General features: G+C 66.3%; 17 protein-coding genes. 12 read left to right on the top strand and 5 right to left on the bottom strand.

Annotated elements, in window-relative coordinates:
* The first annotated feature begins 140 nt into the window (after positions 1 to 140).
* The 8 genes from OG326_RS28620 to OG326_RS28585 all read left to right on the top strand — a co-directional run bounded on the left by OG326_RS28620 (position 141) and on the right by OG326_RS28585 (position 11,629).
* Complete coding sequence (locus OG326_RS28620) at positions 141 to 1,655, top strand: hypothetical protein (RefSeq protein WP_327140228.1); 1,515 nt, start codon at positions 141 to 143, stop codon at positions 1,653 to 1,655.
* A 159-nt stretch (positions 1,656 to 1,814) separates the two neighbouring features.
* Positions 1,815 to 3,770: an MFS transporter gene (locus OG326_RS28615; protein ID WP_327140227.1), complete on the top strand. Its 1,956-nt coding sequence runs from the start codon at positions 1,815 to 1,817 to the stop codon at positions 3,768 to 3,770.
* 76 nt (positions 3,771 to 3,846) lie between these two features.
* On the top strand, positions 3,847 to 4,725 hold the full coding sequence (locus OG326_RS28610) for a winged helix-turn-helix transcriptional regulator (RefSeq protein WP_327140226.1): 879 nt from the start codon (positions 3,847 to 3,849) through the stop codon (positions 4,723 to 4,725).
* An 85-nt stretch (positions 4,726 to 4,810) separates the two neighbouring features.
* Positions 4,811 to 6,271 (top strand): carotenoid oxygenase family protein, encoded by a 1,461-nt coding sequence (locus OG326_RS28605; RefSeq protein ID WP_327140225.1) that lies wholly within the window; start codon positions 4,811 to 4,813, stop codon positions 6,269 to 6,271.
* A gap of 28 nt (positions 6,272 to 6,299) precedes the next feature.
* A complete protein-coding gene (locus tag OG326_RS28600) occupies positions 6,300 to 7,430 on the top strand; it encodes an LLM class flavin-dependent oxidoreductase (protein ID WP_327140224.1) in 1,131 nt (376 codons plus the stop codon).
* Positions 7,423 to 8,607: an acetyl-CoA C-acyltransferase gene (locus OG326_RS28595; protein WP_327140223.1), complete on the top strand. Its 1,185-nt coding sequence runs from the start codon at positions 7,423 to 7,425 to the stop codon at positions 8,605 to 8,607. Before OG326_RS28600 ends, OG326_RS28595 begins: the two co-directional genes overlap by 8 nt.
* Before the next feature lie 24 nt (positions 8,608 to 8,631).
* The gene (locus tag OG326_RS28590) at positions 8,632 to 10,377 is read left to right on the top strand and encodes a class I adenylate-forming enzyme family protein (RefSeq protein ID WP_327140222.1); all 1,746 of its coding nucleotides are present in this window, start codon (positions 8,632 to 8,634) and stop codon (positions 10,375 to 10,377) included.
* Positions 10,378 to 10,405: 28 nt separating this feature from the next.
* Positions 10,406 to 11,629, top strand: a complete 1,224-nt coding sequence (locus OG326_RS28585) for an acetyl-CoA acetyltransferase (protein ID WP_327140221.1) — start codon at positions 10,406 to 10,408, stop codon at positions 11,627 to 11,629.
* Between the two features lie 1,245 nt (positions 11,630 to 12,874).
* Here OG326_RS28585 and OG326_RS28580 read toward each other — a convergent pair.
* Complete coding sequence (locus OG326_RS28580; protein WP_327140220.1) at positions 12,875 to 14,368, bottom strand: HNH endonuclease signature motif containing protein; 1,494 nt, start codon at positions 14,366 to 14,368, stop codon at positions 12,875 to 12,877.
* Between the two features lie 164 nt (positions 14,369 to 14,532).
* On the bottom strand, positions 14,533 to 16,386 hold the full coding sequence (gene ilvD / locus OG326_RS28575; RefSeq protein WP_327140219.1) for a dihydroxy-acid dehydratase: 1,854 nt from the start codon (positions 16,384 to 16,386) through the stop codon (positions 14,533 to 14,535).
* Between the two features lie 90 nt (positions 16,387 to 16,476).
* Here ilvD and OG326_RS28570 point away from each other — a divergent pair, with 90 nt between their 5' ends.
* Positions 16,477 to 17,073: a TetR/AcrR family transcriptional regulator gene (locus OG326_RS28570; protein ID WP_327140218.1), complete on the top strand. Its 597-nt coding sequence runs from the start codon at positions 16,477 to 16,479 to the stop codon at positions 17,071 to 17,073.
* 115 nt (positions 17,074 to 17,188) lie between these two features.
* Here OG326_RS28570 and OG326_RS28565 read toward each other — a convergent pair whose 3' ends face one another.
* Both OG326_RS28565 and OG326_RS28560 read right to left on the bottom strand, forming a co-directional pair.
* The gene (locus OG326_RS28565; RefSeq protein ID WP_327140217.1) at positions 17,189 to 18,049 is read right to left on the bottom strand and encodes an NAD-dependent protein deacetylase; all 861 of its coding nucleotides are present in this window, start codon (positions 18,047 to 18,049) and stop codon (positions 17,189 to 17,191) included.
* Positions 18,050 to 18,141: 92 nt separating this feature from the next.
* On the bottom strand, positions 18,142 to 19,140 hold the full coding sequence (locus OG326_RS28560; RefSeq protein WP_327140216.1) for a 1-aminocyclopropane-1-carboxylate deaminase/D-cysteine desulfhydrase: 999 nt from the start codon (positions 19,138 to 19,140) through the stop codon (positions 18,142 to 18,144).
* Positions 19,141 to 19,354: 214 nt separating this feature from the next.
* Here OG326_RS28560 and OG326_RS28555 point away from each other — a divergent pair, with 214 nt between their 5' ends.
* Together OG326_RS28555 and OG326_RS28550 are read left to right on the top strand one after the other, a co-directional pair.
* Positions 19,355 to 20,218, top strand: coding sequence for an SDR family NAD(P)-dependent oxidoreductase (locus OG326_RS28555; RefSeq protein WP_327140215.1), 864 nt, complete (start codon positions 19,355 to 19,357; stop codon positions 20,216 to 20,218).
* A 23-nt stretch (positions 20,219 to 20,241) separates the two neighbouring features.
* Entirely contained in the window at positions 20,242 to 21,567 is a 1,326-nt protein-coding gene (locus tag OG326_RS28550) for a phytoene desaturase family protein (RefSeq protein WP_327140214.1), read from the top strand.
* Here OG326_RS28550 and OG326_RS28545 read toward each other — a convergent pair.
* Positions 21,524 to 22,171 (bottom strand): TetR/AcrR family transcriptional regulator, encoded by a 648-nt coding sequence (locus OG326_RS28545; RefSeq protein WP_327140213.1) that lies wholly within the window; start codon positions 22,169 to 22,171, stop codon positions 21,524 to 21,526. The two genes, OG326_RS28550 and OG326_RS28545, sit on opposite strands and share 44 nt — an antisense overlap.
* Before the next feature lie 70 nt (positions 22,172 to 22,241).
* Here OG326_RS28545 and OG326_RS28540 point away from each other — a divergent pair, with 70 nt between their 5' ends.
* A complete protein-coding gene (locus tag OG326_RS28540; RefSeq protein WP_327140212.1) occupies positions 22,242 to 23,660 on the top strand; it encodes a cytochrome P450 in 1,419 nt (472 codons plus the stop codon).
* Positions 23,661 to 23,676: the final 16 nt, after the last annotated feature.

Below are 23,676 nucleotides of genomic sequence, written 5' to 3'. Positions count from 1 at the left end.
CCACAGCCCCCTGTTCTCCGGTCAGTCGGAATTGGGGCATACCGGTACTCGGCTGACCCGGGCGCGGGATATATGGCAGACTCGGCGCAAACATGCGAGGCGGCCGTACCGAGGCCGCACGTGCACGGTGATGCGGGAGTTTGAAGGTCGCAATGGATCTCAGCGCCATCGAGCGCCAGGTAGCTTCGGATCGCGGAGCTGCCCAGGACCGTTCGCTTCAAGCCGAGCTGCAGCTCGCCACCACGCTCTGCGCATTCGCGCGGGGGCTCATGGCCACCAAAAACGATCCGGCGCAGCGGGATCGGTCGGCCTCGGCGCTCGAACCGGCGCAGGAGGCGGTGCTGCTGCGGCTGCGCTGGCTGACCGCCGGTCATGTGAATGCGATCTTCGCGAACGAGGTGCAGGAGGCGCTGCGGCTGTTCGAGGAGGCCGCCCGCCTCATCGGCCACCGTGAGCTCGCCACCGCCACCATTCGCAATGCGTGTAATGCCTACCGCCAGGTAGCGCACAATTATCCGAATGCCGCGGCCGTGTGCGCGGACGCGCTGGCCAAGTGCGGTGTGTGGCTGTGCCGCCTCGACCCCAGTGCGGCCGTCGCCGCGGGCCGGGACGCCGTCAGCATTCGTGCCGCGCTGTTCGCCGCTGATCCCGAGCAGGCCGCCCGGTATCTCTCCAGCCTCAATACGCTGCTGCGCACGCTCATGGTGGGGCAGCAGCGCAAGCCCGCCATCGCCCTGTACCGCGAGCACTATGCGCAGGTCACCTCGCCGGTCATGGCCCAGCAGCTGCGGAATATCAAGGTCGAGGACATCGGCTTCACCGGCAAGACGCTCACCGCGCTGCGCAAGCTGGAATGCGCGACCCTGGAGCGGGCCGGGTACCTCACCCAGCAGCAGATCCTGTACCAGAGCGCCGGTGACCTCTCGACCATCGAGGAGGTCAACTGGCAGTTGGCGCTGGTGGGTCTCAAGCCGCTCGCCGCCGGCGCCATGCCCGATCAGCCCTCCAAGCCGATGGAGATCAGCACCTCCTTCGGCGCGCTGGGCGTGCGCTGCTCCTCCCGCAATGCCGTCACCCTGGTGCGGGCCGCCGTGCTCGCCGCCTACAGCGTGGACGGCGCGCAGACCGTGCCCGCCACCGCCTATCTCGGCGTGGACGAAAAGCATTGGAGCACACCGGACCCCGAGGCCAATCGCGCCGAGCGGCTGGGCCAGGACGTGGTGCTCATCGAAAAGGTCTCCGAGCACTGGGTTTCGGTCAAGAGCCTGAACTGGGAGGTGGCGCCGGTCGGTAAACATCCACTGGCACTGCGGCTTTCCCATGAGTGGCCGGTGGTCAGCGTGACCACCACCGAGAACATGTCCTACGAATTGTGCTGGTACGAGGGCGGTTCGGCGATCCAGTACGCGGCGCTCGGACTGCCCGCGGGACAGGTGCCGCTCGAAAAGCCGCTTGCCCCGTTGGATTTCAAGGCGCTGGCGGACCACGGTGCGGACTACGCCTCCGAGACGCAGGTGCGGTCCGCGTTCGGCAACACCACGATGTTCACCAAGCTCACCATGCTTCCGGGCAGCGGTATCCGGCAGGCCGCCGAAGCCGGGCCGCTGTCCGCACACGGTACGAACATCCTGTATTTCCGCGACGGCAGCGCGTAGATCTCGGCGCGGCGGAGATCTTGAAATAGATCTTGATTCGCGGTAACAGTGATGCGGATCACTTGTGACCGCTACCCTGTGATCACCTCGGCTGCTCGTGGCGAATCACAAGGGTCTTCCGCCTCCACGAAATGCCTGGGATAGAAAGGCATCTCGATCATGAGTTCCACTCCGACCGCCGTCCCGTCCGCGGCCCCGGGCCTGCAGCAACCTACGCTGCTCACCGGCCTCTGGCAGCGCAAGATCCCGCATTATCCGGATACCCCGGCCCGGTCCTGGTACCTGTTCCTCGTGGTGATCACCTCGGTCGCCCTCTATTACCAGCTGTTCGTGTCGGGTGCGGTGGGCAATCAGCTCATTGCCTACTTCCATCTCTCATTCCGGTATTTCGTCGGAATCTTTATTATCGGCGCCGCATTCGGCGCGGTGGCCTCGGTCATCGCCGGCCTGCTCGACAGGTGGGGGCGGGCCAATATGGTCGCCTACGGCACGGTGATCTGCTCGCTGCTCACCTTCCTGGCGGTACCGGCCTGCACCACCAAAGAGGCGTACCTGATCGTGTACTGCCTGGTCGGCATTGTGGAAGGCGCTGTTCTGGTGGCCACCCCGGCCCTGGTGCGCGACTTCTCGCCGCAGCTGGGCCGCGCCTCGGCCATGGGCTTCTGGACACTGGGCCCGGTACTCGGCGCACTGGTGACCACCGAGATCTCCACCCACACCCTCGACGCCCACCCGGATTGGCAGTTCCACTACCGGTTGTGCGGCGTGATCTGCATTGTGATCTCGCTGATCGGCCTGGTCGGCCTGCGTGAGCTGAGTCCCGCGCTGCGTGATCAGATCATGGTGTCGATCAAGGACCGGGCGCTCGTCGAGGCTCGCGCGCGCGGGCTGGACGTGGGCAGTCTCGAGCGCGATCAGTGGAAACAGATGCTGACGTTCAATATCGTCGGCTCCGCGTTCGCCATATCGATATTCCTGGCGTTCTTCTACACGATCGTGTCTTTCCTACCGGTCTACCTGGCGACCAACTTCGGATTCACCTCGGCGCAGGCCAATGCGCTCGGTAACTGGTATTGGATCGCCAATGCGCTGAGCCTGGTGCTGACGGGCATCGTCTCGGACTATCTGAAGGTCCGAAAACCCTTCATGATTTTCGGGGCCATCATCAGCATCATCGGTGTCTACGCATTCCTGGGGTACACCGATAAACCCGGCACCGACTACTACACGTTCGCCATTGTGCTGAGCCTCATCGCGGTCGGCAGCGGTATCGCCTACGCCACCTGGATGGCCAGCTTCACCGAGACCGTGGAGAACCGCAATCCCGCGGCCACGGTCGCCGGTCTCGCCGTGTGGGGCGGAACTCTGCGCACGGTGGTCACTTTCGTGCTGCTGGGCCTGCTGCTTGTGGTCACCGCGGCGGGCACCCTGGTGAACTACGGTCCGCGGCTGCAGGAGATCGCGGCCAAGTATCACACCGAGATCGCCACCATCCAGACGGTCGGCACCGACACCATGGCAAAGCTCGGGGCCAATCCGAACGATGCGGCGGCACAGGTCGCGGCGCTGGTGAAACTGACGGGCGCCGCACCAGCGGATGTCCAGACCACCCTCGCCCTCAATGCCAAATACCCGCAGGAATTGGCCACACTGCAGTCGATCGACCCGGCGGTGCTCACCAAACTGCTGATCAATCCCAATGATCAGCAGTCCGCCGCGACAGCGGTCGGGCAGGTGGCGAAGAAGTTCAATATTCCGCCGGATCAGGCCATTGCGCGCATTACCGCGGCGAAGGTGGTGCCGGTCAACGATCTGGCCGTGGCCTCGCAGGTCGGTCCGCAATTGACCACTGCGAGTGAGCAATTGAAGGCGGTGAGCGCCATCCCGACGGCTGATCAGCAGTATCTGTCCGATCATGCCAAGGAGGTGCAGCAGGCCCAGGTCGATTCGCCGAAGCAGTGGCGGACCTGGTGGTGGATCTGCCTGATCGCGCAGGTCATCTTCCTGCCGTTCGTGTTCGCCATGTCCGGCTACTGGAGCCCGAAGAAGGCTGCGGAGGCGGCGGCCGAACATGAAGAGGCCGTCGAACGCGAGATGGAGTCGCTGTCGCTGTGACGGTGGCGCTGTGATCCCGGTGGGCTCGGCTGTGTCGAAAGGCAGCCGGGCCTGCCAATCCAGTACAGTTAACGAAGTGTTATCGAATTCCGTGGCCGCCACCTTCGATCTGCTCGGCGACCGTTTGACCTTGACCATTCTGCGATTGGCCTTCGTCGAACACGCTCGCCGCTTCAGTCAGTGGAGCGACCGCACCGGGGCGCCGCCCGCCGTGCTCACCGCGCGGCTGGCGGCGCTCGTCGATGCCGGGGTGCTGGTGCGCGATCGCGCCGAATACCGGCTCACCCCGCTCGGATTGGACACCTGGGAAATCCTGGTCTGCGTCTGGTCCTGGCAGCGGGAGTGGACGCCGGAGTGGGCGCTGCTCCCGGAATTCGTGCATTCCGAGTGCGGCCATCGTGGCCCGCCGGTGCTCATGTGCCGTGGTTGCGGGCGCACGGTAACCCCCCACGACACCGATGTGGAGCTGGACCGCGACGCGCTGTGGCACATCACTTCGGGTCGCCGGCGCTCCGCGGCGCGGTCAGCCCCGCTGGCCCGCGTGGACGCGCGATTCGACGAGATCATGGAGGCTATCGGCGATCGGTGGAGCGCCGCCGTCACCGGTCTGGCACTGGCCGGCGTTCGCCGCTTCTCGGAATTCCGTGTGGCCCTGCATATGTCGCCGACCACCCTGACCGAGCGACTGACCCGCCTCGTCGAGGCCGGGATCCTGCACCGCCCCGAAACCGATACGCGCGAATACCGTCTGACTCCGCGCGGCCGGGCCCTGTTCGGCGTCTTCGCATTTCTGCTCGCCTGGTCCAATCAGGCGCACCCGCAGAGTCCGGAGCCCGGCCTGCGCATTCACCATCGCGAGTGCGGCGCCGTACTGCTTCCCGCACTGCGGTGCCGGGGCTGCGAGGTGGTGCTCGGGCGCACCGATGTGCGGTTCGAACGCCCTGACGGCTCTTGACAGCTCTCGCTGAGACGCGTATCACTTCATTAACTGTAGTGAAATTCGCCGGGTCGTCTGTGCCCGGCCACTGGAGGCGCCTCTCATGCCGCTCAATGAAGAACTCATCGCCCCGGCCGCCGCGGCCCTGACCAATCCGTATCTGGAGGGTCCGTACGCCGCCACGGCCGACGAGATCACGGCCACCGACCTCACGGTCCTGTACGGCGAGCTGCCGGTGGATCTGGACGGCGTGTACGTCCGCAACGGGCCCAATCCGCAATTCGCGCCGATGGGCCGCTACCACTGGTTCGACGGTGACGGCATGCTGCACGCGGTGCACTTCGACAACGGCCGGGCGACATACCGCAATCGGTACATTCGCACCGCGGAGTTCGATGCCGAGAAGGCCGCCGGCACCGCGCTGTGGCGCGGGGTCATCGAGCCCTGGGACGACAATCCGGCGGGTGACCGCCGCGAGCGCAATTCCGCCAATACCGATGTCGTGTACCACCACGGCAATCTGCTGGCCCTGTGGTACCGCGCGGGCAAGCCCTACGCGCTGGATCCGGTGAGCCTCGAGACCCGGGGCGTCGACAACTTCAACGGCACACTGCCGGGCGAGGTTTCGGCACATGCGAAGGTGGACGAGCGCACCGAGGAACTGCTCTTCTTCGACTACGGCATCAATGCCCCGTACCTGCGCTACGGCGTCGCGGACGCGGCGGGCACCGTCACCCATTTCACCGGGCTCGAACTGCCCGGACCGCGCCTGCCGCACGATATGGCGATCACCGAGAACTACTCGATCCTGATGGATCTGCCGCTGTACAACGATCCGCGCGCCGCCGCGGCTGGCCGGTTCAAGATCTTCTTCGACCGCAACCTGCCCAGCCGTTTCGCTGTCCTGCCGCGCTATGGCGTTGGCGCAGAGGCGAAGTGGTTCGAGGCCGCGCCCGGCTACATCTACCACACCGTCAACTCCTGGGAGGAGGGCGAGGAGATCGTGCTGGTGGTCTGCCGGGTCACCGAACCGAGCCCGGTCTCCGATCGCGCGCACCCCCTCGCGCAGCTGCTGGCCTACCTGCGGCCGGAGGCGAAGCTGCACAAGTACCGGTTCAATCTGCGCACCGGCGCCACCACCGAAACCCCCATGGACGATGTGAACACCGAATTCCCGGCGATCGATCAGGGCATCAGCGGACAGCGCGGCCGGTACTCGTATCAGATGCGGCTCTCGGTGGACAGCGCCATGATCTTCGACGCCGTCATCAAATACGACTTGCTCACCGGCGCAAAGGAAACCGCGCCTTTCGGTGACGGGATGTTCGGCAGCGAGCTGACCGTGGTGCCGCGTCCCGGTGGCGACCGCGAGGACGACGCGTGGCTGACCATGTTCGCCCACAACAACCACACCGGCCTGGGCGAGGTGTGGATCTACGATGCGGCCGATCTCGGCCGCGGACCGGTCTGCCGGCTGGGCCTGCCCACGCGCATCCCGCTCGGGTTTCACGCGACCTGGGTGAGCGGCGACCGCATGCGCGCCGCTTCCGAGCCGATCGCCTGAACGGGTTGCGCGCGTGCACAATCCACGATTGAGCGTCAGCCTGCCGTACTGGCAGGACCGTGATCCACTGGACGCGCTCCTGGTCGCCGAAGCCGCCGACAAACTCGGCTTCGACCGGCTCTGGATCGGCGAGATGGCGACCTTCGACGCCTTCGCGCTGGCGACCGCCATCGGGCAGGCGCCCGGACGTATTCCGCTGTGCATCGGGCCGCTGGCGGTCGCTGTGCGCAGCCCGATGACGATCGCCATGGGAGTGGCGAGCGTTGCCGCTCTCACCGGCCGTCCCGTCGACATAGCGCTCGGTACCTCGAGCACTGTGGTGGTGCGGGACTGGCACGGCAGGGAAAGACAGCGCACCGCGGTGCATTTGGAGGAGTCGGCGCGGATCGTCCGTCGCCTGCTCGATGGCGAGAAGGCCGAGTTCGACGGGACAGTGGAGCGTATACGCGGCTACCGGCTGCGCCTGCCCGGTCTGGGAGCCGCGAAGGCTGGACCCCCGGTGCCTCCGGCTACTTCAGATGCTGAACAGCATTTGGACACAGCGCATTCCGAGTCGGGTCAGCTGTCGTCCACCATCGCCAAGGGCGCAGGGTATCCGGTGGTTTCTCTACCGGCCGAGCCCGAAACGGCGGTTCCGCGCTATGAACTGGTCGTGGCGGCTTTCGGGGAACGGGCATTGGCCGCCGCCGCACGTACGGCCGATCGAGTGGTGCTGAACCTGGTGACACCTGCACAGGTGGCCCGATGTACCTCGGCGATAAAGGAATTCGCCGCCGAGGCGGGCCGTCCGGTGCCGGCGATATCGGTATGGGTGACGGCGGCGGCCGACCCCAGCGCCGAAATGCTCACCACCGTGCGGCGCGGAGTGGTCGGGTACCTGCGCGCACCCGGATACGACGCCATGTTCACCGAGGCCGGGTTCGGCGATGTGGTGCGTCTGGCGCAGCAGGGTGGACATCCACGGGAAGTGCTCGCTGCCATCCCCGATGAATTGGCCGCCACAGTGGGCATGTTCGGTGATGCGGCCACTCTTGCCGCACGACTGTCGGCCTACCGTGCGGCCGGAGCCGACGAAATCGTGGTGGTTCCGGTGACCTCGGCCGAGGATCCGGCCGCCTATCGCACCCTGCAGACGCTCGCGAGGATCGACCATGACTGAGGCCTACATCTACGATGCGGTTCGACTCCCTCGTGGCCGAGTGCGCAAAGCAGGCGGCACCCTGGCCGACGTTCCGTCCTACGAGCTGTTCGGGCAGTTGCTCGCCGCGCTGGAGAAGCGTTCGTGTCCACCGGAATCCGTGGACGACATCATTGTCGGAGTGAGTACCGCGGTAGGGGAGCAGGGCGGCGATATCGCCCGTGCTGCCGGATTATGGGCGGGCTGGCCGGATTCGGTGCCCGGCGGGGTGGTCTCCCGGCTGTGCTGCTCGGGATTGGACGCGGTCGAGAGTGCGGCGGCGCGCATTGCCGCCGGATACGCGGACATCATGATTGCCGGTGGCGTGGAATCGATGTCACGTGTGCCGATGTTGTCGGACCGGCCCGCCATTGCCACCGACAATGATCTGGGGGAGCGCACCGGCTTCGTCACCATCGGTGTCTCGGCGGATCTCACCGCCGCCGCGCACGGATTCACTCGCGCGGAACTCGACGCCTATGCGGTGCGGTCGCACCGAAGAGCCAGTGTCGCAGGCATTTCCGACCGGGTGATCCCGGTTCGCAAAGGCGGGACACTCCTACTTGCGGCCGATGAGGGAGCACGTGCGGACGCCACTGTCGAGGCTTTCGCCGCGTTGCCCGCGCTGTTCGGTGAAGACCCTTCCTGGGAGCGAGTGGCTCGCCGCCTGCCCGACGTACCTCGGCCGGTCGCGGGGCTGCACACTATCGCCACCGCACCTCAGCTCGCGGACGGCGCCTCGGCGGTGCTGCTGGGCAATGCCCAGGCGGCGCGCACGCTCGGCCGAAGTCCGTTGGCCGCCATTGCCGGAACCGCACAGACGGCGGTTCGCTCACCCCTGCTGACCGCACCGGTGACAGCTGCCCGCACAGCGCTGCGCCGCGCCGGAATCACCGCCGCCGATCTCGATGTGGTGGAGGTCAACGAATCCTTCGCGGTAACACCCCTATTGCTGACCCGCGAGCTGGATCTCGATCCGGCGCAGGTGAATCCGTCCGGCGGGGCCGTCGCGGTGGGGCACCCGCTCGGTGCGTCGGGCGGCATCCTCATCGCGCAGGCGCTGGATGCGCTGCGGCGCTGCGACGGCGAATACGCGCTCGTGACGATCCCCGCCGCGCTGGGGCTGGGGTCCGCCGTGGTCGTGCGTCGTCTGTCCTGAGAACTACGAGTCCTAGGGAACTTCATGGCCGAATCACCCGCTCCCGCAACTATTGCCGTAGGTCGCCGTGCGGCCGGAACCCTTCATCCGGTGCGCGCCTGTCACCCGGAGGACACCGTTCGCTCATACCTCGACCGCGGCTGGTGGGAGGACGAGACGATTCCGGAGATCTTCCGCCGCCGCGTCGTCGCGGGCCCCGATGAACCCGCGATCACCGACCCGGCGAACCTGGCCGATCTCACCGGTGCTGTCCCGCGCACGCTGACCTGGCAGGGCTTGGACGACCACGTCATCGATATTGCGGCAGTCCTGTTCGCGCACGGCATCCGCCAGGGCGACACCGTGGCAGTGCTGCTGCCCAATTCGGTCGCGCTCACGGCCGCCTATCTCGCGCTGTGGCGACTGGGTGCGGTGGCCACACCGATGCCCGCCTCGTACCGGCGGCACGAGATCTCCGGCATCGTCGCTGCGACGGAGGCCGATGCGATTATCACCGCCGGTGCGTTCTCCGGCCGAGAGTTGGCGCGAGAGGCGCTGTCGGTGATGGATAGCGCAACCACCGTCTTCGCCTTCGGCCCCGGCGTCCCGGATGAGGCTGTGGCACTGGGCGATCCCGCCGACCTGGCTGCCCGCACCCGCATGCGCGATTACGAACTCGCGCTGAAGGTGACCGTCAACGACCGGATCACCGTCTGCTGGACCAGCGGTACGGAGGCTGCGCCCAAGGGCATTCCGCGCTGCCACGGCGACTGGCTGGCGGTGGCCCGCAGCGTCCAGGACGGCCTCGGCATCACCCCGGACTCGGTGGTGCTCAATCCCTTTCCCATGGTGAATATGGCCGGATTCGCCGGCGCCTTCCTGCCCTGGCTGCTGGCCGGCGGCCACCTGGTCCAGCACCATCCGCTGGATCTGCCCGTCTTCTTCCGGCAGATCGCCGAACACCGGGTCACGCACACCAGCATGCCGCCCGCTCTGCTGACGATGCTGCTGCAGAACGAGGCCCTGCGCGCTCAGGCGGACCTGTCATCCCTGCTGACTGTCGGCTCCGGCGGGGCGCCGCTGCCGCCGCCGGTGGTCCGGCGCTGGCAGGAGGAATTGGGTATCCACGTCCTGAATTTCTTCGGCTCCAATGAGGGCGTGAGCCTGCTTGGAGCCCCCGCGGATATTCCGGATCCGACTGTGCGAGCGCAACATCTGCCGCATTACGGTGCGCCCGGCGTCCAGTGGTCCACGCGGCTCGCGGAACGCACGGCGGTGAAACTGGTCGATGTCACCACGGGCGAGACGGTCACGACGCTGGGCGGCCGGGGAGAGCTCCGATTGCGCGGTCCCGCTGTCTTCGGCGGCTATCTCCCCGGCACTGCCACCTCCGAACCCTTCGATGAGGAGGGATTCCTGTGCAGCGGCGACGTTTTCGAACTGTGCGGTGAAGGCGGCCGGTACCTGCGCTTCGTGGATCGGGTGAAGGAGATCATCATTCGCGGCGGTATGAATATCGCCCCCGCCGAAATCGAGGGCCTGCTCTCCGATCATCCGGCCGTTGCCGACGTGGCCATAGTCGGCTACCCCGACGAGGTGCTCGGTGAAAAGTGCTGCGCCTTCATAGTTCCCAAGCCAGGATCCACCGTCACTCTCGCCGACCTGGTCGCACACCTGCGTTCTCGCGAAGTGGCCTCGTTCAAGCTCCCCGAGCGCCTCGAAGTTGTCGAAACTCTCCCACGCAACCCGGTCGGCAAGCTGCTGCGCCGCGAACTGCGCGACCAACTCTGAACCGTCACAACACTATTCAGGAGTCCCAGTGTCCGTCCATATCCTCGGCGGCAGCCAAACGGATTTCGCCGTCAACTGGCATCGCGCGGGCCTCGGCTTCGACGCACTGATCCGCACCGTCATCGAACAAACCCTCGAATCCACCCACCTCGACCCCGCCGATATCGAAGTGATCCACGTGGGCAACGCCTTCGGCCAGCTCTTCACCGGCCAGGGGCACCTGGGCGGGATGCCCGCCACCGTCATCCCTGAGCTCTGGGGCATCCCGTCCACCCGTCACGAGGCCGCCTGCGCCTCCGGCAGCATGGCGATACTGGCGGCGATGTCCGACCTCGAATCGGGCCGCTACGACTGCGCCCTGGTCATCGGCGCCGAGCTGGAGAAGACCGTCCCCGGCAACCAGGCCGCCGCCTACATGGGCGCGGCCGCCTGGACCGGCCACGAGGCTCAGGACACGGACCTGGTCTGGCCCACCATGTTCGCCGCCATCGCCGAAGAATACGACCGCCGCTACGGCCTGGACCCAGCCCACCTGCACGCCATCAGCGAACTCAACATCACCAACGCCCGCCTGAACCCACTGGCACAGACCCGCGGCTGGAACTACACCCCGGAGAGCTTCACCGCCGACGACACCGCCAACCCGCCCGTAGCGGGTCCGCTGCGGCGTCAGGATTGCAGTCAGATGACCGACGGAGCGGCTGCGGTGGTTCTGGTCTCGAACCGATTCCTGGAGCGCCACAGCGATTTCCAGCCCGATCGCCGCGCCACCATCGCCGGTTGGGGACATCGAACCGCCGGCCTGTCACTGGCACAGAAACTCACCATGTCCGCCGACGAGCCCTACGTCTTCCCGCATATCCGCCGCGCCATCCAGGACGCCCTGAGCCGCGCTGGACTCGCAGACATCACCGACGTGGATGCCGTGGAAGTCCACGACTGCTTCTCCATGTCGGAATACCTCGCCATCGACCACCTCGGCCTCACTCCCCCCGGTAAGAGCTGGAAAGCAATCGAGTCAGGCGACATCTCCCGCAACGGCACTCTCCCAATCAACCCCGGCGGCGGCCTGATCGGCATCGGTCACCCAGTAGGAGCAACCGGAACCCGAATGCTGCTGGACGGATACAAACAGGTGACCGAACAGGCAGGGGAGTACCAGCTCGATGGAGCCGCCCGCATAGCCACACTGAATATCGGCGGCAGCACAACAACAGTAGCCACCTTCATCGTCGAAAGAAGCAACACCTAACCCCCATACCCAGCGAATCTTTATCCGTTGTCTCTTGTTCTCGAGAACGGGACCACAGCCGGTCGACCGAGCTGGTACCGCAGGTAATCCGTCCCAACTGCGGAAGGTAAACCGGGTACCGCACCTGGCGTGCCCAGCACGGCCATCTCGGGCTTTGCCCGCACCCCCGTGCTGATCAACCCTGCCCGGGAGGCAAGAAGCCCAGGTGCACCGACCGTTTCGGCATAGAAACCGTCGGCTACCGGGGATGGAACAGCGGGTGTCTCAGCGGCACAACGGTTATCGGGTCTGTGCCGTGCGGATACCTGCTGTGTGGTCGGGGAGAAGGGTTGTGTGGTGCCCGCTCCAGGGGGATTCGAGGCCGATATGAGGTCGGTGCACCTGGGTTGCGTGTGTCGAGAGGCGGTGGTGGGTCACGGGGTGCGGGCAGGGCCCGAGATGGCTGTGCTGGTGGCGTCGGGTGGGGTACCCGATTTACCTCCCGCAGTAGGGAGGTACCTGCGGTACCGGCTCGGTCGACCGGCTGTGGTCCGGTTTCAGAGACAAATACGAAAAGACGAAGACCCGAAAGATCAAGGACGCCTGGAGACAAGAGATCGAAGACCACGAGCCTGAAAGACTTCGGCTGGCAAATGCTTGTGGTGTTCGAGGATCGGCGCTGATGGTTGAGGCGGGACAGGGCGGGTGCGGGTGGGCCATGGCAGTGGACAGTGCGGGTCGGGGTGACCGGGGACTGGGGCATTTGGGTATGTGCGGAATTCGGACCGGCAGTCGCGTCGGCGGATCCACCTGAGGGTGGTGTGCGGGGTGGCCTGCTATTCGCGGGCGTGAATACCAGGCCCTCTCATCGGTGCCGGTGCCGGTGCCAGTGCCGATGAGCTGTGGGAAGTGGTTTGTGGGCATCGAGCCACGCTTGCCATCGCCGCAGCCGCTGCTGCCGCTGTCGGTCTGCTCGGTCCGAGCCCGTTCTGGTCGCACCTCGGTCGCCGATGCCTCTGGAAGCTTTGGCGGGCTCTTTGGCATCGCTGGGAGGGATCGCTGCGCTGTCCTGCTATCGAGTTGGTGGTAAGGGAGACAGCCAGCCGCCGACTGCTGTTGTCGCCGTTCCCGGGCCCGGGCCAGATCTGGTTGATCGGGGGTCGATGGCCACGTTGATCGGTGTCGATGGCCACGAACACCTTGGTGGGCAACGGCTTGTAGCACCGTCAGGACCAGCCTGACGGTGTCTACAAAGGGGTGGCCCGCCTATTCGCGGACGGGGGTAGGGGTGGTTTTGCGGGCATCGAGCCACGCTTGTCGCCGCGCCCGTTGTGCCCGTTCACGGGTGCGGATCTGGGCCAGGGCACCGGCCATCACCTCACCGGTGTGGTGCAAGTGATTGACCTGCGGGGTCCCGGTCGGGTCGATATGCGGTGGGGCGATCCACCCGGTCCGGCCCGGAAAGGGTGTGTCTTCGCCCATGACGATGGTTTTCCAGCCGCCGGGGCCGTCGTGGATCATCGCGTGGCACCCATCGCACGCCAAGGTCAGGTTGTCGATATCGGTGCGCCCGCCTTCGGCCCACCCGGTGACATGATGGGCCGCGGACACCGACGCGGGGGCACTGCAGCCGGGGCGGGTGCAGCCCTTGTCGGAGGCGATCAACGCCAGTCGTTGTGCAGGACTGGCCAACCGGTCCCGACCCCGCCCCAAATACAGGGGCAGCCCGGCCTTGTTCAGCACCACCAGCAACGGCCGGGTTCCGGCGGCCAGTTCCAGGGCTTGCGCGATGGTCAAGGTGCCCCCGGTGGCGGTGGTCGCGATCCCGGCACCCCGCTCCACATCTTCCAGGCGCATGGTGATGATCGCCTCCACGGGCAGTCCCCGGTGGGAGCCGAGTTTGGGGCGGTCGAGCTGAAACCGCAGCACCGCCAGCAACGCATCATGATTGCGTTGCGCCGCACTGCGGGTATCACGCTCAGCAGCAGCTTTGAGCTTGTCCCGGTCGAGGGTGCGGTCGGCGACCTTCGGGCTGTCCGGATCAGCGGGGTTGCACATACCCGGGCGGGCGAACTTGGCCAGCAAGGGTTCGAGGACTTCCCGCAATGGTTCGGTGATCTCCCCGATCAACGGTGACATGGCGTCGGCGCGTTTGCGGCCCAGAGTCAACCCGCGCATGCGGTCGCGGTCCTTGTCCTGGGTCAAGGTGCCGTCCGGGTCGATGTGCGCCAGGATGATCTCCCCGAGGTCGATCAGTTTGTCCGGGCTGCCGGTACGCGCGTAGGTGGTCAGCACGTCCTGTGCGAGGTCCTTCTGGCCCGGGTCGGAGGCGCAGGGGATGCGCTTGAGGACCTGGGTGATCCGGCGTACGTGATCGACCGAGATCGCCCCGGCCCGTTGGGCTTCGGCCACGTAGGCCAACTCTGGTTCCAGGTCCCCACCGAGCGCGGGTTGCGGGCTCAACTGCTTCGCCGCGTTGACCCGGGAGGCGGCGTCGGCGTGGGACAGGCGGAGGGTTTGTTCGAGGAATTTGACGGGTGAGGTTGATCCGGCGCGGGCGGCCAGGCTGCGGGTGCAGGTTTCGGTGACGAAGCGGTGTTTGAGGGCTTCGAGTTTGCGCATGCTGGTCTCGACCTCGCCCATGAGCGTGATGAATTGCTCGTCGCACAGTGGGGTGAGGGAGGCGTTCAGGAGGGATTCCACGGCCGTGTCCAGTGCGTGTGCACTGGTGACGATTGTGGTTTCTCCCCCCGGATTCATGCTTCCATTCTACCGCCGGAAAACAACTCCGGACAGGTGAAAGCTATTGTGATATAAGGATATTCAGACTGGCGGACCGTCCAGCATCTTTCTCGTCCTTGTCTATTTCTCGTCTTGCCCTTTTTGTTTCCTCTCTTCTCGTCCAGGCGTATTTGTCTTTTGTTCTAGACCGCAAGCTTTTCCACGTCTCGGACCGCACCACGATCAGCAGATGTGGCCAGCAATGCGTAAGTGCGGAGAGCGACTGACACTTCTCGGTGCCGGGACTTGGGGCGATATCCGCCTGCGGCTTCCAATGCCTGTCGCCGCTCGGTCAGCGCGGCCTCATCGACGTGCAATGTGATGCTCCGCGAGGGGATGTCGATGGTCACCTGATCGCCGTCGTGGACCAAGGATAAAGGCCCACCTGCTGCGGCCTCGGGTGACACGTGGCCGATCGACAGGCCGGACGAGCCGCCGGAGAATCGACCGTCGGTCACCAGTGCGCATTGGCCAGCGAGGTCGCGGCCCTTGAGATAGGAAGTGGGATAGAGCATTTCCTGCATTCCGGGGCCGCCGCGTGGTCCTTCGTATCGAATCACCAGCACGTCGCCGGGCTGCAGGCGTTTGGAGAGGATGGCGTCGACTGCGTCCTCTTGTGATTCGACTACCACGGCCGGTCCGGTGAAGGTGTGCATGTGGGCAGCCACGCCGGCGGACTTCACGACTGCGCCGTCGGGGGAGAGGTTGCCGCGGAGGACGGCGAGGCCGCCGTCGGTTGAATGTGCGTGGGCGTGGTCGCGGATGCAGCCTTCGGCGGCATCGGTGTCTAGTGAGTGCCATCGTTCGGATTGCGAGAACGCTGTGGCGGAACGCTTTCCGCCGGGGGCGGCGTGGAACAGTTCGATCGCCGGGGGTGATGCGGTACCGCTGCGGATATCCCATTCGGCCAGCCATTCGCCGAGTGAATCCGCGTGCACCGCAGTCACATCGCGGTGCAGTAGCCCGGCCCGGTCCAGTTCACCGAGGAGGGCGGGGATTCCGCCTGCTCGGTGCACATCCTCGATGAGGTAGTCGCCGTTCGGTGCGACCTTGCACAGGCACGGAACCCGCAGTGACATCTTCTCCATGTCGAGGAGGGTGTAGTCCAGCCCGGCCTCCTGGGCGGCGGCCAGCAGGTGCAGCACTGTATTCGTGGAGCCGCCCATTGCCAGATCCAGTGCCATCGCATTGTCGAAGGCGTTGCGGGAGGCCAGGTTACGTGGCAGTACCCGCGCATCCTCCTCGTCGTAGTAGCGCCGGGTCAGGTCCATCACTGTGCGCCCGGCCGCTTCGTACAGATCGCGCCGCGCGGTGTGGGTGGCCAAGGTGGTGCCGTTTCCTGGCAATGCCAGCCCAAGCGCTTCGGTGAGGCAGTTCATCGAGTTCGCGGTGAACATTCCGGCGCAGGAACCGCATGTGGGACAGGCGTTCTCCTCGATGAGCTCCATATCTTCGTCCGACACCAGCGGCGACACGGCCTCGGACATGGTCACGATGAGATCCAGACGGCTGCGCACGGTGCCGTCCACGAGCACCGCTTTCCCGCCCTCCATCGGACCTCCGGAGACGAATACGGTCGGGATATTGAGCCGCATGGCGGCCATGAGCATGCCTGGAGTGATCTTGTCGCAGTTCGAGATACACACCAGAGCGTCCGCGCAGTGCGCGTTCACCATGTACTCGATGGAGTCCGCGATCAGGTCTCGGGAGGGCAGCGAGTACAGCATGCCGCCGTGTCCCATGGCGATTCCGTCGTCGACGGCAATGGTGTTGAACTCGCGGGGAATTCCGCCGGCCGCGCGTACGGCCTCGGAGACGATTCGCCCGACCGGCTGCAGGTGGGTGTGCCCGGGTACGAATTCGGTGAAGCTGTTGGCGATCGCGATCACCGGCTTGCGGCCGATATCCGCCGACGGCACTCCGCTGGCCCGCATGAGCGCGCGGGCCCCTGCCATATTCCGGCCGTGTGTGACCGTGCGTGAACGCAGTTCCGGCATGACGCCACCTCCCGCAGTAATTGCAACCGTGCGGTTGGAGTTTGGCACAGCGGGTGGATGATCCGCAACCGTGCGGTTGGAGATGGTTGGATGGACTCCATGGCGTGGGATACCGAGGGAACCAAGCGGCGGCTGCTGGAGGCCGCGGTGCAGGAGTTCGCCGAGCGCGGGCCGGACGGGGCTCGGGTTGCGGCCATCGCGGCCCGCGCGGGAATCAATAAAGAGCGCATCTACCAGTACTTCGGCGATAAACAGGGACTGTTCGAGGCCGTGCTGACCGACCAGTTGGAACAGCTCGCCGCCGCCAGCCCACTCTCCGCGGACAAGGCGGGGGACCTCGCCGAGTACGCGGGGCACGTCTTCGACTACCACCGCACCCACCCGCAATTCCTGCGGCTGCTGCACTGGGAAGGACTGCAGACGCAGGGCGGTGAGCTACCCGCCGAATCCGCTCGCGCCTCCCACTACGCCGAGAAGGTCGCCTCCCTCGCGGCCGCCCAACGTGCGGGCGCACTTCCCGATGACGTACCGGCGGGCTATCTGCTCTACGCGGTGGCAGCTCTCGCGGCCTGGTGGTTCTCCGTACCCCAGGTGGTCCGAATGCTGCTGGGAGCCGACGCCGACAAACCGGATGCCATGCGAGCAGGTCTGGTCACGATGGTCCGGAGGCTTGAACTACGCGATTAGCATTGCGCGAGTTCCCTTGGACCACGGATGATTTCGATCGGCGACTCTTCCATGAGGGGTCCGCAGGTGATCCGCTCGGAGCTCGAGGCCGGGAGCCCGGCTCGGCCGGCTCTGATCACCCTCGGGCCGGTTGCCCACCACTGGCGGCCAGCGGCGCAAGCGCATCGGCCAACCCGGTGAGCACCGTCGAGCAACTGGCGTCGACGGTGAGGGTCGCCAGTTCATCGCCCCGAGTCGCGCCCCGGTTCACGATCACGACATCGCGCCCGGATTTCGCGGCCCGCCGGGCGAATCGCAGGCCCGACATGACGGTCAGCGACGACCCGGCCACCAGGAGCGCTTCGGCCGATTCGACCATCTCGAACGCCTTGTCCACCCGATCCTTCGGGACGGTCTCTCCGAAGTAGACGATGTCCGGCTTCAGCATGCCGCCGCAGCGGTCGCAGTCCACCATGCGGAAGCTCTCGGTTTCGGTGACCACCGCATCGGCATCGGGCGCGACCTCCAGGCCGCTGAGGGTGGACGCCTCCGCGAATCCTGGATTCGCTGCCTCGAGGCGTTCGGCCAGGGTCATGCGAGAGGTGAGTCCGGCGCACGTCAGGCATCGCACGCGGGCGTAGACCCCGTGCAGATCGATGACCGCGCGCTGTCCGGCCTTGGTGTGCAGCAGGTCCACGTTCTGGGTGATCAGCCCGCTGACCACGCCGCCGCGTTCGAGCCTGGCCAGCGCCCGGTGCCCGGCGTTCGGCCGTGCCGCATCCATATACCGCCAGCCGACGTGATTGCGGGCCCAATAGCGCTGCCGGAACACCGGATCGCCGACGAACTGCTGATAGGTCATGGGAGTGCGCGGCGGTGTGTTCGGGCCGCGGTAATCCGGGATACCGCTGTCGGTGGAGAGGCCCGCGCCCGTCAGCACCGCTACGCGGCGGCCGGCGAGCAGTTCCAGCAGCCGATCCATGGAGGAATCCGACATGAGGACAGCGTACGAGGCGGGCTGGGGTGTGCGCCCGCACGCACCGTTTCGGAGGCAGTGGCCCCAGGTCGGCGCCCGACTTCGGGACCGTGTCAGCGTGGACCGTTGGTATTGAGGAACACGATCGGGCCGCGCCCGAACCGGCCGTGCGCGCTCATATCCAGTACGGCCGCCATGGCCTTGGCGGTGTAGACCGGCTCCAGATTCAGATGCTCCAATTCCGCCGAAAGAGTCTGGGCGGTAGTGGCTTCCGGGGTCGGGTGGCCGTAGCCGGGGCCGATCCAGTCGGTCACGATATCGAGATTGCCGGTGGGGGAGACGTTCTCGGGCAGCTTGCCGCCCCGGTCGCGCAGCAGGCGCGCGGTGCGATCGGCCAGGCGGGTCAGCGACGGCTCGTCCAGGCGCAGGGTGTCGTTCACCACGACACCGACCACCCGTGTCGGCAGACCCGCCAGCCGCATGCCCAGCGACAGCCCGGCCACCGTGCCGCCGGAGCCCACGGCGGTCACGATATGTGAGGGCTCGGGCAGCTCACCTGCCCGGATCTGCGCGGCCAGCTCCAGTGCGGCCTCGACATAGCCGAGCGCCCCGACCGGTGAGGATCCGCCCGCGGGAAGCAGATACGGCGGCCGCCGCCCGGAGAAGTTGCGGGCCAGAATGACTGGCGCCGCGAGAATCGTGCGGGCCTTGGTGTGTGTGAAATGCAGTTCCGCCCCGGAGGCGCGCAGGCGTTCCAACTGGCTGCGCACATGATCGTCGACCGGTTGATCGACCAGTGCCAGAACGGTTTTCAGCCCGTGCTCGCGCCCGTACAGTGCGGTGGCCAACCCCCAGTTGGTGCCCAGCCCGCCCACGGTCACGATGGTGCGGCGCCCGAGCCGCAGGGCATCGGGCAGCAACCACTCCAGTTTGCGCACCTTGTTGCCGCCCCAACCGCCCGACCCGAAGACGCTGTCGTCCTTGACCCATAGCTCCGCGCCGGTGGTATCGAGTGCGGACAGCCGCCGCACGGGTGTCGGACTCGCCCCCAGCGCGATATGCGGGACGGCGCCGGCCAGGTCCGGGAACAGCTGATGGAGGTGGGGCGTCACACCCCCAACGTATCGACCGGCCGGTACCTGTACGAGCGTGGCCCTGCTCCGCACTCCTGCACACGCCGAATTGCGGGTGTGCACAGGCGTTTCCGTCATTTGTACTGTCAACAGGAGCTTTAGGCCGCGTAGAATGATCGGTGGCGGGCAGCGGCGACCGTACACGTGGCGAACGAATTGCGGAGTTGTTCGCCCAGCGTCACCTAGGAGCATCATGCCCGGTGTTACCGATCGAGTCGTCATTGTCACCGGAGCCGGCGGTGGTCTGGGTCGCGACTATGCACGGCTACTGGCCCGGGAGGGCGCACGGGTCGTCGTCAATGATTTCGGGGCCGATAGCGACGGTACCGGATCCGGCAGTGCCGTGGCGGATGCCGTGGTCGCCGAGATCCGCGCGACCGGTGCGGCAGCGGTCGCCAACTACGACAGCGTCGCCACCGAAGCGGGCGCGGCCGCCCTCATCCGCACCGCGCTGGACGAATTCGGCGCGATACACGGCATCGTCAATAACGCGGGCATCCTGCGGGACACCAGCTTCGCCAATTTGACCGGCGAGGACTGGGAGGCCGTGCTGCGGGTGCACCTGTTCGGCGCGTACAACGTCACGCACGCGGCGTGGGGGTACTTCCGCGAACAGGGCCACGGCCGCATCGTCATGGCGACCTCGACCTCCGGTCTCTTCGGCAATTTCGGCCAAGCCAATTACGGCGCAGCCACACTGGGGCTCATCGGCCTGCTCAATACCCTCGCCATCGAGGGCGGCAAGTACGACATCACCGTCAATGCCGTGGCCCCGATCGTCGCCACGCGCCTGACGGCCGAGATCGCGCCCGCCGATCTGCTGCAACGACTTCCACCCGCGCATACGGCTCCGGTGGTCGGACATCTGCTGAGCCGTGAGTGCGAGGACACCGGTGTCGTAGTGATTGTCGGCGACGGTTCTGTACAACGTGTACAGCTGTTCGCCAATAAGCCGGTGTTGTTCCCGGACGTCCCGAGTATTGCCGAGGTACGGGAGAATTGGAGTCGCATCACCGATATGGCCGACGCTCAACCAGGGCTGAACCCCGCCGGCTGAGCCTTTCTCCAGGGAGCCTCGCCATGAGCGAGAACCATTGGGACGCACTGGTTGTCGGAGCCGGGGCAGGTGGCCTCTGTGCCGCCGCCCGGTTATCGCACCACGGCTACCGCACACTGGTGGTCGAACGTCTGGACCGGGTCGGTGGCCGCGCCTCCACCGAGGTAATCGACGGATTCAAGATCAATACCGGTGCCATCGTCGTCGAACTCGGCGGCAGCACCGAACAGACGTTCACCGATGTGGGCGCGAAATTCGAAGTGCGACCGGCCAATCCGTCGATCCTGTATCGAATAGGCGGCCGCACGGTGGATGTCACCAGCGGCGGCTGGGGTCTGCTGCTGTCCCAGCTCATCCGGCAGGGCGCGCCCCTGCTGAACGGCATCATGGAGCGCGAGGACGGTGGCCCGTACGGCATGCCCGATCGCGAGCTCTCCACCGCCGACTGGGTGCGGCGGCATACGAAAAACGTTGCGGTGCAGGGCGTCTTCCGAGCCATGTGCGGTGCGGGCTTCGCCGTCAGCTCCGATGAACTGCCCGCGCGGGTATTCCTCACCCACTTCGCCGAACTGACCTTCGGAAACTTCGGCTTCTGTCCCGACGGCACCATCGGCCTGTGGCGCGCACTCGCCGACGTGGTGGAACGCAATGGGGGAGAGGTCCGGCTCGATACCGAGGTCTCCCGGCTGCACGTCGAAAACGGCCGCATCACCGGTGCGCGTCTGCTGCGCGGCGGCGAAACAGTAGATCTCACTTGTGATTTCGCGGTCAGTGATATCGGCCCCTCGGCCACCCTGGATCTGGTCGGGCCGGAACACTTCTCGCCCGGCTATATCGGCACGGTGCTGCAGGGCGACCTGCCCAGTGCCATGATCTCGGTGAACTTCGCCAGCCGGGAGCGTCTCATCGACGCACCGGGGCTACTGAGCTTCGTGAACACCCGACGGCTGTGCTACGTAGCGGATTTCACCGCCACCTGCCCGGAAATGGCGCCCGACGGCTGGCATCTCTACGTGGGCACCGGCGTGCCGAAACCCTCGGTCGGCGATTTCGACACCGACTCCGAAACCGCGCTGGTGCTACAGGATCTCGGCCGCGAGATCGACGGCTTCGATCGGGCGCGCATCCTGTCCATCGCCGTCACCCGTGACGATTGGCCCCCGCAGCGGACCGTCTCCGGCTACGACCTGCCACACGACACCCCGATCCCGAACCTCTGGAATGTCGGTGACGCCGTGAAGGAGTACGCGCACGGCGGCACCACCGCCTGTGCGGAAACCGCGAAAATCGTGGTGGACAAGATTCTCAGCGCAACTTCGCGGCTGTCCCCGGCAGCCGATCCACCATAGCCACCACATAGTCGGCCACGATCTCGATGAGCACCGGCCGCTCCACCTGCAGCCCGCCGTCGAGCCACACCAGAATCAACTCCGCGGCGCCGCCGGTGATGAGCTGCGCCAGCGCGGTGAGCGCGGTGTCCTGCCCCTCGGGGATGTCCAGCAGCATGCGGGTCTGCTCGATGATCGTCTCGGCGACCTTCCGCATGCCCGCGAATCGCCGCCGCATGAGGGCCTCGCTGCCGTAGGCCTGTGCGAAGGCGATATTCGCGCGCCGCGGATCATCGGTCATGGCGATGATCAGCGCGGCCACCCCGGCCCGAATCTTGTCCTCGGGTTCGCCGGGCGTCTCGGCCATGGTGAGCTGGGCCTGCTCCAGCGCCGCCTGCTGCACCTCGTCGAGGAGGGCGCCGGCGAGCGCATCGAGATCCGGGAACGATTCGTAGAAGAAGCGCGGCCCGACCCGGGCCTGTTCACACACCCCGCGCACGGTCAGTGCGGCCAGGCCCTGGGTCCCCACAATGTCGAGTGCGGCTTCGAGGAGCCGCCGCCGTCGCTGTTCGCGTCGTTCATCGGTGGAGGTTCCGCGATAGGTCCCGCTGAAGGCGCGCGTCACCTTCACAGCTTCGCACAGATATTGGGAAACGAGCGTTTACGGAAACATATGTTTCCGCTAACGTGAATGCATGGTGCCTCGTAAAGCCGTGCTGAACCATCGAATTCAAGGTCGCGCCGCCGGGGTGCTGGAGCGCTACCCGTCCGCGCCCCGGGCACTGGCCACCCCGCCGCCCGGCAGCGGGCTCAAACCTGTCATGGGTGATTACGGTGCGCCGGGCATCGGCCACATCGTGAGCATGCTGGCCGATCCGCTCACGTTCTCGCGCCGGCGGATGCGCCGCTACGGCCCGGTGCAGTGGACGGGCGGTTTCGGCCGCCGCATCGTCGGGGTGAGCAGTCCGGAGGCCGTCGAGGAACTGGTGCTCGATCGCAAACATGTGTTCTCGGCGCAGCAGGGCTACGAATTCCTCATCGGCCCGTTCTTCCGGGGCGGAATCCTGTTGCGCGACTTCGACGAGCACAGCTACCACCGTCGTATTCTGCAGCAGGCCTTCACCCGCCCGCGCCTGATCGGCTATCTCGACCTCACCACGCCCCGCATCGTCCGCGCCGTCGACGGCTGGCGGCCCGGCCGCGATTTTCCGCTCTACGACCACGTCAAACAGCTGCTCCTGGAGCAGGCCACGGTGGTGTTCGCGGGCGCCGAACTGGGTCCGGAGGGCACCCGGCTGGCGCACGCCTTCGAGGATGCCGTGCGCGGCGGACAGGCCGCCATTCGCACCAATATGCCCGGGGGAGTGTGGAATCGGGGACTGCGCGGGCGGCAGACGCTGGAGGAGTACTTCCGCCGGGAAGTGCCCGCCAAGCGCGCCGGCGACGGGGACGATCTGTTCAGCGTGCTCTGCCGCGCCACCACCGAGGACGGCGAATCCTTCAGCGACGCGGACATTGTCGACCACATGATCTTCACCATGATGGCCGCGCACGACACCAGCACCAATGCCATCTCCATGCTGGCCTACGAGCTGGCCCGGCACCCGCAGTGGCAGGACCGCCTGCGCGAAGAGTCCCGTGCGCTGGGCAAATCCACGCTCGACTACGGTGATGCGGACCGTCTCACCGGCTTGGACATGGCCTTCCGGGAGACGCTGCGGATGTACGCGCCGGTCGGCCAGATCGTGCGGCAGGCCATCAGCGATACCGAGATCTGCGGGTACTTCATCCCCGCCGGGACCCTGATCATCGCCGGGGCGTTCACCATGATGCGCGCCGAGCAGAACTGGCACGATCCCGACGTCTTCGATCCGGAGCGCTTCGATCCGCAACGCGCGGAAGACAAATCGCATCGCTACGCCTGGCCGCCGTTCGGCGGCGGTGCGCACAAGTGCATCGGCCGGTACTTCGGCGGTATGACGGTGAAGGCCGTCCTGCACCGCATGCTGCTCGAGTATCGCTGGAGCGTGCCCGCCGGCTACGAGGTGCCGCTGGTCGCCGGTACCGGTCCCAAACCCGCGGACGGGCTTCCCATCCACCTGCAGCGACTCTGACGCCGGTGAAAGGGGC

Source organism: Nocardia sp. NBC_01327 (genome assembly GCF_035958815.1).
In the GTDB taxonomy this organism is placed as follows: Bacteria; Actinomycetota; Actinomycetes; order Mycobacteriales; family Mycobacteriaceae; genus Nocardia.
Note: the sequence above shows the minus strand (reverse complement) of the source record. Positions and strands in the feature narration are given on the sequence as shown.